At 61.1% G+C, this 11,347-nt stretch carries 11 protein-coding genes and 1 riboswitch; of the genes, 4 read left to right on the forward strand and 7 right to left on the reverse strand.

The window, feature by feature from the left end:
• On the forward strand, positions 1-1,051 hold a 1,051-nt coding region (locus J7G73_RS11910), incomplete at its 5' end, for an aminotransferase class I/II-fold pyridoxal phosphate-dependent enzyme (protein ID WP_291246407.1).
• A gap of 81 nt (positions 1,052-1,132) precedes the next feature.
• On the opposite strand, the gene J7G73_RS11915 is transcribed toward J7G73_RS11910, so the two are convergent.
• The 6 genes from J7G73_RS11915 to J7G73_RS11940 form a co-directional block, all read right to left on the reverse strand.
• Entirely contained in the window at positions 1,133-2,065 is a 933-nt protein-coding gene (locus J7G73_RS11915) for an ABC transporter ATP-binding protein (RefSeq protein ID WP_291246408.1), read from the reverse strand.
• A gap of 2 nt (positions 2,066-2,067) precedes the next feature.
• Entirely contained in the window at positions 2,068-3,147 is a 1,080-nt protein-coding gene (locus J7G73_RS11920) for an ABC transporter ATP-binding protein (RefSeq protein ID WP_291246409.1), read from the reverse strand.
• Between the two features lie 11 nt (positions 3,148-3,158).
• Positions 3,159-4,223, reverse strand: coding sequence for an ABC transporter permease (locus J7G73_RS11925; RefSeq protein WP_291246410.1), 1,065 nt, complete (start codon positions 4,221-4,223; stop codon positions 3,159-3,161).
• A complete protein-coding gene (locus J7G73_RS11930; protein ID WP_087294893.1) occupies positions 4,220-5,218 on the reverse strand; it encodes an ABC transporter permease in 999 nt (332 codons plus the stop codon). The genes J7G73_RS11925 and J7G73_RS11930 overlap by 4 nt, the downstream gene beginning before the upstream one ends.
• A 58-nt stretch (positions 5,219-5,276) precedes the next feature.
• On the reverse strand, positions 5,277-6,968 hold the full coding sequence (locus tag J7G73_RS11935; protein WP_291246411.1) for a peptide ABC transporter substrate-binding protein: 1,692 nt from the start codon (positions 6,966-6,968) through the stop codon (positions 5,277-5,279).
• Positions 6,969-7,283: 315 nt separating this feature from the next.
• On the reverse strand, positions 7,284-8,387 hold the full coding sequence (locus J7G73_RS11940; RefSeq protein WP_291246412.1) for an amidohydrolase: 1,104 nt from the start codon (positions 8,385-8,387) through the stop codon (positions 7,284-7,286).
• Between the two features lie 136 nt (positions 8,388-8,523).
• Positions 8,524-8,694: riboswitch (Lysine riboswitch) on the forward strand.
• Between the two features lie 98 nt (positions 8,695-8,792).
• On the opposite strand from J7G73_RS11940, the gene dapA reads away from it, so the two are divergent.
• The 3 genes from dapA to J7G73_RS11955 all read left to right on the forward strand — a co-directional run bounded on the left by dapA (position 8,793) and on the right by J7G73_RS11955 (position 11,081).
• Positions 8,793-9,680 carry a 4-hydroxy-tetrahydrodipicolinate synthase gene (gene dapA, locus J7G73_RS11945; protein ID WP_291246413.1) on the forward strand — a complete coding sequence of 296 codons (888 nt, stop codon included), beginning with the start codon at positions 8,793-8,795 and terminating at the stop codon, positions 9,678-9,680.
• Between the two features lie 27 nt (positions 9,681-9,707).
• The gene (dapD, locus tag J7G73_RS11950; protein WP_206423059.1) at positions 9,708-10,451 is read left to right on the forward strand and encodes a 2,3,4,5-tetrahydropyridine-2,6-dicarboxylate N-acetyltransferase; all 744 of its coding nucleotides are present in this window, start codon (positions 9,708-9,710) and stop codon (positions 10,449-10,451) included.
• 87 nt (positions 10,452-10,538) lie between these two features.
• Positions 10,539-11,081, forward strand: a complete 543-nt coding sequence (locus tag J7G73_RS11955) for a flavodoxin family protein (protein WP_291246414.1) — start codon at positions 10,539-10,541, stop codon at positions 11,079-11,081.
• Positions 11,082-11,134: 53 nt separating this feature from the next.
• On the opposite strand, the gene J7G73_RS11960 is transcribed toward J7G73_RS11955, so the two are convergent.
• A partial coding sequence (locus tag J7G73_RS11960; protein WP_291246415.1) for a DegV family protein occupies positions 11,135-11,347 on the reverse strand: 213 nt, incomplete at its 5' end.

An 11,347-nucleotide genomic window follows, 5' to 3' on the forward strand; every position in this document is an offset into this window, starting at 1 on the left:
CCTGGGCGAGCCGGAGTTCGACACTCCCCTGCCCATCCGGCAGGCTGCGCAGCAGGCGCTGGAGCAGAGCGATACCCACTACCCGCCCAACAACGGCCGGCCCCAGCTGCTGGAGGCTCTTTCCGCCTTCAGCGAAAAGCAGGGCCTGCACTATGCGCCGGAGGAATTCGTGGTCACCTGCGGAGCCACCGAGGCGCTGCTGTGCGCTTTGTCCGGTGTGGTGGATGTGGGCGACGAGGTGCTGGTGCCCATCCCCGCCTTCGGCCTGTATGAATCTCTGATCGGCCTGTGCCGGGGCGTGTACAAGCCGGTGGACACCGAGCCCTACGGCTTCCAGCTCAGCGAAAAGGCGCTGAACGCCGCTGTGAGCGAGCGTACCAAGGCCATCATCCTCACCAGCCCCAACAACCCCACCGGCTGTGTCTATACGAAGGAAAGCCTGGACGCGGTGGCAGCGCTTGTGCGCCGTGCCGGCATCTATGTGATCTGCGACGATGTGTACTGGCAGCTGTGCTACACCGATTCCTTCGGCCGCTTTGCCGCCCTTTACCCGGACCTGCGGGAGAACATTATCGTGGTGGAAAGTTTCTCCAAGCCCTATGCCATGACCGGCTGGCGGCTGGGCTGGCTGGCGGCGGACGCGCCGGTGAAGCAGCAGCTGCAGAAGGTGCATCAGTACAGCGTGGTCAGCGTGACCAGCTTTTCCCAGACCGCCTGCATCACCGCGCTGGAAAGCGACGTGAGCGGCATGCGCCGGAGCTACCGGCAGCGGCGGGATTATGTGTACCAGCGGCTGTGCAGCATGGGCCTGCCGGTGAACAAGCCGGAGGGCGCCTTCTACATCTTCCCCTGCATCCGCCAGTTTGGCATGAGCAGCGAGGAGTTCTGCACCCGGCTGATTCAGGAGGGAGGTCTGGCCCTCGTGCCGGGCAGCTGCTTTGGCTCCGAGGGCTATGTGCGGCTTTCCTACTGCTGCGCACAGGACCAGCTGGAGGAGGGGCTTGATCGTCTGGAGGCCTTCTTGAACAGGCTGAAAGAAGAAAAACAATAAAAAACACAGGACCGGCCGGCCCCATGATCGGGGCCGGCCGGTGCTGTGTTTGTATCAAAAGGGAGGATCGCAAAATGAAAATCAGGCGCGGGCGGTCCAGCGGGCCAGCTCCTCGTCGGTGGCCAGCACATAGTGGGTGCCGCCCAGATGCTGCTGCTTGCCTGCCAGGTAATCCACTCCGGAGGTGCGGTAATCGTAGCTCTTGGCCACCCGATCCCGCTCGGTGCGGGGGTCCGGCTGGGGAATGGCGCTGAGCAGGCTCTGGGTGTAGGGGTGCACTGGGTTTGAGAAGATCTCCTCGGTGGTGCCGGTCTCCACCAGATGGCCCAGATGCAGCACGCCGATCCGGTCCGAAATGTATTTCACCATGGACAGGTCGTGAGCAATGAACAGATAGGCGGTGCCGGTTTCCTCCTGCAGGTCCTTCATCAGGTTGACCACCTGGGCCTGGATGGAAACGTCCAGCGCGCTGATGCACTCGTCGGCAATAATCAGCTTGGGGTCCATAATCAGGGCTCGGGCAATGCCCACGCGCTGGCGCTGGCCGCCGGAGAACTGGTGGGGGTAGCGGTCCGCGTGCTCGGGGGCCAGGCCCACCTTTTTCAGAATCGCCGCCACCTTCTCCTGGCGCTCGGCCCGGCTGGAATACAGATGATGGATGTCCAGACCCTGGGCGATGATCTCCCCCACCTTTTTGCGGGGATTCAGGCAGGCCATGGGGTCCTGGAAGATCATCTGCATCTGGGTGCGCAGCTGCCGGTTCTGCTGGGCGTTCAGATCGCCGGAAATGTCCATGCCGTTGAACAGGATCTGCCCGTCGGTGGGCTTGTACAGCCGGATCACGCTGCGGCCGATGGTGCTCTTGCCGCTGCCGCTCTCACCCACCAGACCGTAGGTCTCACCCGGGTAGACCACGAAGTCCACGCCGTCCACCGCCTTCACGGTGAACTGGTGGCTGCCCTTGAAGTACTGCTTCAGGCCCTTGACCTCCAGAAGGGGTTTTCTTTCTTCCATTGTCAGATTCCCTCCTTCTTCATGCGTTCAATGCGGGCCTTCAGCTCGGGCGGCATCTCCACCTTGGGTGCCCGCTCATCCAGCAGCCAGCTGGCCGCGTAGTGGGTCTCGCTGATCCGGAACAGGGGCGGGTCCAGCCGCTCGTCGATGTTCAGCGCGTAGGCGTTCCGGGGCGCGAAGGCGTCGCCGGGCACCGGGTGCAGCAGGTTCGGCGGAGAGCCGGGAATGGTGTAGAGCCGGTCGTCCTCGGTGTCCAGATCCGGCATGGCGCTGAGCAGGCCCCAGGTGTAGGGGTGGCGGGGATCATAGAAGATCTCGCCGATGGTGCCTGCCTCCACGATGCGGCCCGCGTACATCACGTTCACGAAGTCCGCAACCTTGGCCACCACGCCCAGGTCGTGGGTGATGTAGATAACGCTGATGCCGCGCTCGGCCTGGATGCGCTTGATCAGCTCAAGGATCTTGGCCTGGATGGTCACATCCAGCGCGGTGGTGGGCTCGTCGCAGATGAGCACATCCGGGTCACAGGCCAGCGCGATGGCAATGACCACGCGCTGGCGCATGCCGCCGCTGAGCTGGTGGGGATACTGGCGCATCCGCTTTTCCGGCTCCTCGATGCCCACCTCGGTGAGCAGGCGCACGGCCTTGTCCCAGGCCTGCTGCTTGGGGGTCTTGTAATGCCAGACCATGCCCTCCATGATCTGCTTGCCGATGGGCATGGTGGGGTCCAGGCTGGTCATGGGGTCCTGGAAGATCATCGCGATCCGCTTGCCGTTGATGTGGCGGCGGATGTCGCGGGTTTTCATTTTCAGAATGTCCACGGTGGCGGGGGTGCCGTCGTTGTGGCGGTAGTTGTACACGATGCTGCCGCTGTTCACCACGCTGTTGGAGGCCAGGATGCCCATGGCCGCCTTGAAGGTGACGGATTTGCCGCTGCCGCTCTCACCTACAACTGCCAGAGTATTGCCCCGGGGCAGGTCAATGTTCACGCCGCGGATGGCGTTCACCGGGCCTGCGCCGGTCTTGAAGGTGATGGACAGATCCCGGATGGACAATACGGTTTCCTTTGCAGTGTTTTCCATGGTCTGTCACCTCACATTTCCTTCAGTTTGGGGTCAAAGGCTTCCCGCAGGCCATCGGCCAGCATGTTGAAGCAGAGCATCAGCAGCGACATCACCACAATGGGAGGAACAATCTGGTAGGGGTGGGTGGTGAAGCTGTTGAAGGTCTCGCTGATCAGGCTGCCCAGGCTGCACTGGGGAACGGGAATGCCCAGACCCACGAAGCTCAAAAAGGCCTCGGTAAAGATCGCGGTGGGGATGCTGAACATCAGCTGGGTGATGATCTGGCCGATGATGTTAGGCAATACTTCCTTGAAGATGATCAAAAAGCTGCCCGCGCCCAGGGTGCGGCTGGCCAGAACGAACTCCTGCTCCTTCAGCTTGAGCATTTCGGCCCGGGCGATACGGCTCATGTTGATCCATTCGGTGATGACCAGCGCGATGACGATGGTGGTGAAGCCGGGCTTGACCACCAGAAGCAGCAGCGTCACGATCACCAGACGGGGAATGCCGTTGTTGATCTCCACAAAGCGCTGCATGATGGTGTCCACCCAGCCGCCGAAATAGCCGCTGATCAGGCCATAGCACATGCCGATGGTCATGTTGATTACGGCGGACACGATGGCGATGCCCAGGCTGACCCGGGTGCCTTCCCACACGCGGGTGAAGATGTCGCGGCCCAGGGTGTCGCTGCCGAACCAGTAGTAGGTGTCGGTCAGGCCTTTTTCCTCGTATTCGTTCACTACGCGGCTGCCGGTGGTGGTGGTAAGTACCTCGTCGCCGTTGAAGATGCCCAGGTTTTCAATCACCGGGATGCGGGGGGCGAAGTTCTTTTCGCTCAGGGTCTGGCTGGAATAGCTGCGGCCGCTCAGGCCGGGGCCGATCACCGCCATGACCACAATGATGAGAATGAGAATTAGGGCGAGCACCGCACCCTTGTTGGAAACAAAACGGTGCAGCACATCGTGCCAGTAGCCCTGGCTGGCGAAGTTTGTGTCCAGATGGTCCTCACGACTGCCGCGCAGAGTGAAATCCTCCGGCCGCAGGTCCGGGATGTCGGCCCGGGTGCCCGCGGGAATGGTTTGTACCTGATTCATACCTTCGCCACCTTCTTTCTGCCGAACAGTACCAGCCGCCAGCGGGCAAAGAAGCCCATGCGGCCGCCCTCACCGGTTACACGGATACGGGGGTCGATCACGCCGTAGAGCAGGTCCACCACCAGCATGATGCCGATGTACATGGCGCTGTAGATGAAGCTCAGGGCGATAACCACGTTGTAGTCGTTGGACTGGATGGCCGTGACCAGCAGGCTGCCCACGCCGGGAATGGAGAAGATCTTCTCCACCACCAGGCTGCCGGTCATCAGATCCACGATCAGGGGCGCCAGCACGGTGATGATGGGAATCAGCGCGTTGCGCAGTGCGTGCCGCAGAATCAGCGGCGCGCCGTTGATGCCCTTGCTCTCGGCCAGCAGCATGTACTCGCTGCCCAGCACCTCCATCATCTCATTGCGGGTAAAGCGGGCAATGGAGGCCATGGTGAACATGCTCAGCGCGATGCTGGGCATCACGCTGGAGAGAAACGGCGTGTTTGTGGAATAGAGCATGGGCAGCCATTTCAATCGGAAGCCTAGGGTGTAACTGAGTGCCAGAGCGAATACGTAGCTTGGCACCGAAACGCCCAGCACCGAGATGGCGGTGCACAGGCTGTCCAGCCAGGTGTTGTGATTCAGTGCGGCGATCACGCCCAGAATGAGCCCCAGCACCGCGCCCAGGGCAACGGCCATGCCGCCCACCTGGATGCTGATGGGCAGACGGGTCTGGATAAGCTGGCTGATGGGGGTGTTTTTGCTGATGTTGTAGCTCACGCCGAAATCACCCTGCACCAGATTGGCCACATACCGCCCGAACTGGACCAGCACCGGCTGATCCAGACCGTATTTCTCGTTCAAGACGATGCGCTGGTCATCGGTGAGCTTCTCGTCGTTGAAGGGGGAGCCGGGCATGAGCTGCAGCAGGCAGAACAGCACCAGCGTAATGGCCAGAAGGGTGAATACCGAGATGAGCACTCGTTTCAGAATATAACTTTTCACAAGCGATCTCCCTCTTTTGATACATGTCCCGCCCGCAGGACGGGCGGTTCAAAGGGCCTTAGCCCTTGGTGGCGCTCTTGAACACCCGGTTCAGAGCAACGGGGTGGAAGTCCACGCCGGTCACGCCCGACTTGATCATGCAGGCATCGGCCTTGGTGTAAACGGGAACGATGACGGCCTCCTCCATGATGATCTTTTCGGCATCGTACAGAGCCTGCCAGCGGGCGGCAGCATCGCTCACGTACTGGCCGGTGGTGCAGTCGGCGATGATGGCATCGTACTCGGCGTTGCTCCACTTGCCGTAGTTGTTGTTGTTATCGGTGATCCACATGTTCAGGTAGGTCATGGGATCGGCGTAGTCGGGGCCCCAACGGGTCAGGCAGACCTCGTAGTTGCCTTCCTGGATGTCCTCAACGCGCTGCTTCTTGGGCTCAACCTTGATCTCCATGGTCACGCCGGGCAGGTTGGTCTCCACCTGCTCCTTGATAACGGCGGCCACGTTCTGGGACTCGGTGGTGTCCTCCACCAGCAGCTGGAAGGTGAAGGTGTCCTGGCCCAGCTCAGCCTTGGCGGCTTCCAGGTACTCGGCAGCCTTGGCGGGATCGTCACTGCACACATCCTGGAACATGGTCTGATCTTCCGAGAAGTCGCTGCCGTCCGGGCCGGTGGCGAACTGCGGGGGAACGGCGGTGTAGGTGGCCAGAGAGCCGTCCTTCACCACGTCCTCCACGATGGAGGTACGGTCAATGGCGTGGGTCACAGCCAGACGCAGGTTCTGGTTGGCCAGAGCGGGTACGCCGTCCATGTTCAGGGTCAGGTACCACAGGTAGCCGGCGCCGTGTACGCTCAGCTCAGGGTCGCCCTGAACCTGGTCCACCTGGTCGCCGCTCAGCTTGACGATGTCCAGATCGCCGTTCTGGTAGCTCATGAAGGCCTGCTGGCTGTCCTTGATGACCTGGTAGTTCAGGCCGTCCAGCTGGACCTTGTCGGCATCGTAGTAGTCGGGGTTTTTCACCAGGCTGAAGGACAGAGCCGCGGGCTCGTAGCTGTCCAGAATGAAGGCGCCGTTGCTCAGTACGGTGTCCGGGCTGGTGCCGAAGGTGCCCTCCGCCAGGCCCTCATAGAACGCCTGGTTTACCGGGTAGAAGGTGGGGAAATACATCAGGTTCAGGAAGTAAGGAACGGGAACGATCAGCTCCACCTGCAGGGTCTTTTCGTCCACTGCAGTGACGCCCAGCTCGCTCTTATCCATCTCGCCGGCGATGATCTCGGCGGCGTTCTTGATCTGACCGATGTCGCTCATCATGTAGCTGTATTCGGAGGCGGTGGCGGGATCAGCCGCGCGCTGCCAGGCGAACACGAAGTCGTTGGCGGTAACAGGGTCGCCGTTGGACCAGTTGGCATCCTCACGCAGATGGAAGGTGTAGGTGCAGCCGTCCTCGCTCACCTCGTAGCTCTCGGCAATGGCGGGAACGGGCTGACCGTCCGCGTCCATCTGCATCAGGCCGTCGGTGTAGTTGGCGATTACCTCAAAGCTGGTGCCGTCGGTGGCCAGCTGGGGGTCCAGGGAGGCGACCTCGACCTCGGTCATAACATTCAGCACGTTGCTGCCGGTTGCGGCTGCAGTGCCGGAAGAGGACGCCGTGGTGGAAGTGCCGCTGGCTGCAGCGTTGCCGCCGCCGCAGGCGACCATGCTCAGCGCCAGTGCACCGGCCAGTGCGGCGGCGCCCATGCGTTTCCAAAGTTTCATGTGTGTGTGCTCCTCTCTTTTTGGATTGGATCTTCGCAAACCCCTTGAAACGAAAAAAGAGCAGGCAGTCCGGTGGAAATCTCCCCGCCGGCCCCTGACATCTCTGTCGTTGTTTAGCATTATACTGCTTCAAAGCGATAAAGTCAAACAGTGGAAAAGTATTTTGTGAGAATGCATAGGAAGGAAAGTGAAAAAACTGTGAAATCCAGCGGTTTGCTGGTTTTTTGTCTCTGATATAAGCACAAAAAATCCCACGAAACCGGTTGCAATAACAAAAACAAGCGGTTTCGTGGGAAATTGGCAGAAAAAGTGTATTCAGTTCAAAAACAAGAGCAGTTCGTCCGCCGCGAGGCCTGCGGCCAGCACGCTCTCGTCAAAGTCGAAGGTGTCCGCGTGCAGAGGGATGCCGGTGCCGGTACCCAGCAGCAAAAACAGGCCGGGCAGCTGCTGCTGATAGAAGGAAAAATCCTCCGAGATCATCAGCGGCTCGTCCAGCACCTGGAGCTGGGGCAGCGCCGCGCGGGCCTGCTCAAACAGGGTCTGGTCGTTGCGTACCGGCGGATATCCGGCCGAGAAGGTGATGGTAAAGCTGCAGCCGGTTTCCCGCTCGAGGGTTTTGGCCAGATCCCGCAGCATGGTTTCTGCGGCGTTGAACATCTCGTCGGAATAGACGCGCAGGGTGCCCAGCAGCAGGCTGGAATCGCTGATGGCGTTGCGGGCCTGGCCGCTGGTCAGCTTGCCGAATTTCAGCAGACGGGGCTCCTCCGGCCGGCCCAGCAGCTCCAGCCGCCGGTAGCTTTCGCACAAAAAGGCGGAGGCGGCATACAATGCGTCACGGCCCTCGTGGGGCTTGGCCACATGGCTGCTTTTGCCCGTTACGGTTACGGTCACTTCGCTGGAGCGGGCCAGCAGCGGGCCGGGGCGTCCGGTGATGGCTCCGGCGGGCAGATCCGGCCACAGGTGCCAGCCGAAGATCCGGTCGCAGTGGTATTGCTCGAATACACCGCTGTCGCACACCAGCTTTGCACCGCCGGTGGTTTCCTCGGCGGGCTGGAACACCAGCAGCACGTTCCGGGGCAGCTTGTCCAGCACTTCACTCACCCGCCCGGCCAGCGCCAGCACCATAGCCATGTGGCCGTCGTGGCCGCAGGCATGCATCTTGCCCTCGTGGCGGGAGGCGTAGTCGCAGCCGCTGCGCTCGGCGATGGGCAGAGCGTCCATATCTGCCCGGAAGGCGGCGGTGTGGGGCTTGCCTGCGTCAAAGTAGGCACACAGGGTGCTCTGGCAGGGTGAAAACAAGGTGCAGGGATACTGCTCCAGCACCCGGCGGATATAGGCCAGGGTTTCGGGCAGGTCAAAATCAGTTTCCGGAATCTGGTGCAGGTCCCGGCGGTATTGGGTCAGCAGCTGCTGCGTCATGGAAATCTCTCCCCCTCTGTTTGTGACATTTTGCTCCTATTATAAGCGTTCTGCTCCGGATGCACAAGCGTGGGAACGCTTGGGCAAAGAAGGAAAAAGCCGTTGACTTCACTTCGATAGCGTGCTATGATGCAGATATATGGATAGAGGCGCGGGTGCGATGAACCCCACAGGAGCCGGCAGGTGCAGATCGTGGGGCGGGGCAAGCCCGCCGAATTGGCGCAGCCGGGCGCGGCGGTGCCGATGGGGCCACGGGGAATACCCGCGGCACTGTCCGCGGAAGGACCGCGGGGGCGCTATCTTACCTGTAAGCGGTGGTATTGTCCACGCGCCGGTAAGGCCGCAGCGCCCTTCCGGCGCGTTTTTTGTTGTTCGTAAGTTTAAGGATAGAGAGGAGCAGCCGTTATGACCGCAAAGAATCTGAAGGGCTCCATTGTGGCCCTCATTACCCCCTTCCACGAGGATGGAAGCGTTAATTTTGAAAAACTGGCCCAGCTGGTGGGCTTTCACCTGGAAAACGGCACTGATGGTTTGCTGATCCTGGGCACCACCGGTGAGAGCTCGGCCATGAGCCACGAGGAGGACGACGCGGTCTGCGAATTCGTGGTCAAGCGGGTGGCCGGCCGGGTGCCGGTGATCGCGGGCAGCGGCTCCAACTGCACCCAGACCATGCTGGAAAAGAGCCTGAGCTTTGAAAAGCTGGGTGCGGATGCCCTGCTGCTCATTACTCCCTATTACAACAAGACCAATGAGGAGGGCATGTACAACCACTTCAAGACGGTGGCGGACGCGGTGCATATCCCCTGCATCCTGTACAATGTGCCCGGCCGTACCGGCTGCGGCATCTCCGAGGACATGGTGCGCCGTCTGTCCACCCATCCCAACATCATGGGCATCAAGGAGGCCTCCGGCAACCTGAGCTACACCGCCAAGATCGCCCGCTATGTGAATGAGGATTTCGCCCTCTATTCCGGCAACGACGATATGGTTCTGCCCATCCTGTCGCTGGGCGGCAGCGGTGTGATCTCGGTGCTGGCCAACATCCTGCCCCGCCAGACTCACGATATGGTCATGGACTACCTGAACGGCGACCGGGACAAGGCGCTCCAGGCGCAGCTGGGCCTGCTGGATGTGATCAACGGCCTGTTCCTGGAGGTCAATCCCATTCCCGTGAAGGAGGCCATGAACCAGATGGGCATGGAGGTGGGCGGATACCGCCAGCCTCTGGGCCCCATGGGCGAGGCCGCCAAGGCCAAGCTGGCCGTTGCGCTGAAGGCTGCCGGCCTGGTCTGAGCACAGGGGTTTGAAAAACGGCCGGGAATGTGGCATAATAGAACGGCAAAAACAAAGCAACAAGGTGGGAAAAGAAACGTGAACGCAGAACAGATCATTCAGTACATTGCAAACGCCGAGAAGAAGACCCCGGTGAAGATCACCATCCAGGAAAAGGAGCCCCTGAACTACGGCTCCGCCAAGGTGTTCGGCACCGGTGCCAAGATCGTATTTGGCGACTGGAAGGAGCTTGGCCCCATTCTGGAGGCCAATGCCGATAAGATCGAGGACATGGTGGTGGAAAACGATTGCCGCAATTCGGCCATTCCCCTGCTGGACCTGAAGGGCATCAACGCCCGCATCGAGCCGGGCGCCATCATCCGCGAGCAGGTGGAGATCGGCGACGCGGCGGTGATTATGATGGGCGCTATCATCAACATCGGCGCCATCATCGGCGAGGGCACCATGATCGATATGGGCGCTGTGCTGGGCGGCCGTGCCACCGTGGGCAAGCACTGCCACGTGGGCGCGGGTGCGGTGCTGGCCGGTGTGATCGAGCCCGCCAGCGCAAAGCCGGTGATCCTGGAGGACGATGTGCTGGTAGGTGCCAACGCGGTGGTCATCGAGGGTGTGCACGTGGGCGAAGGCGCAGTGATTGCCGCCGGCAGTGTGGTCATCGAGGACGTGCCTGCGGGCGCGGTGGTGGCCGGTGTTCCCGCCCGGGTCATCAAGCAGAAGGATGAAAAAACCACCCAGAAGACCGCTTTGCAGGACGCGCTGCGTACTCTGTAAGCCAAAGGCCCGGCAGCGCCGGGCCTTTTTTGATAGATCAACTTTTTGTATAATCAAATAAATAATATACAAGAAAGTGAGATCAAGATGGAAAAGAAGGTTTTGGTTATCAGCGCCAGCCTGCGGCCGGGCAGCAATTCTCATGCGCTGGCCGAGCAGTTTGCTGAGGGTGCGCGGCAGGCGGGCCATGAGGTGGAGCTGGTGAGCCTGCGGGATAAGGACATCCGGTTCTGCCGGGGCTGCACTGCCTGCCAGAAAACCGGCAGCTGCGTGATTCGGGACGATGTGGCTCCGCTGCTGGAAAAGCTGCGCGCCGCCCAGGTGGTGGCCTTTGCCACGCCCATCTATTATTACGAGCTGTGCGGCCAGCTGAAAACCTTCCTGGACCGCACCGAGCCGCTGTATGGGCGGGAAAACGCCTTCCGAAAGGTGTGTCTGCTCAGTGCGGCTGCCGAGACCGAGGACTTTGTGCCGAAGCGTGCGGAAGCCGGCATCCAGGGCTGGATCGACTGCTTTGAAAATCTGGAGTTGGCGGGCACCGTATTTGCGGGCGGTGTGCAGGGGCCTGGCGAGATGACCGGCCACCCGGCACTGGAACAGGCCCGGGCCATGGGCGCGGCCATCCAATAAAAAGTAAGCGGGCGGGATCGTTCGATCCCGCCCGCTTGTTTGTTTTGGAAAAATTATCGCTTGTCCGCCCGGAAGAACAGGGCGACGGTACCAGGGCCGGAATGGGCGCCGATTACCGGGCCGATGGTGGAGATGCACACCCGCTTTACGCCCAGGGCGGCGATCTTGTCGGCCACATAGCGGCAGTCCTCCAGGCAGTCGCCGTGGCTCACAAAGACCACCTGCTCGCTGCGGTCGTAGGTGCTGGCGGCAAAGTGCTTGACCAG

The sequence above is a fragment of the Allofournierella sp. genome (genome assembly GCF_017889395.1).
Taxonomy (GTDB): domain Bacteria; phylum Bacillota; class Clostridia; order Oscillospirales; family Ruminococcaceae; genus Allofournierella.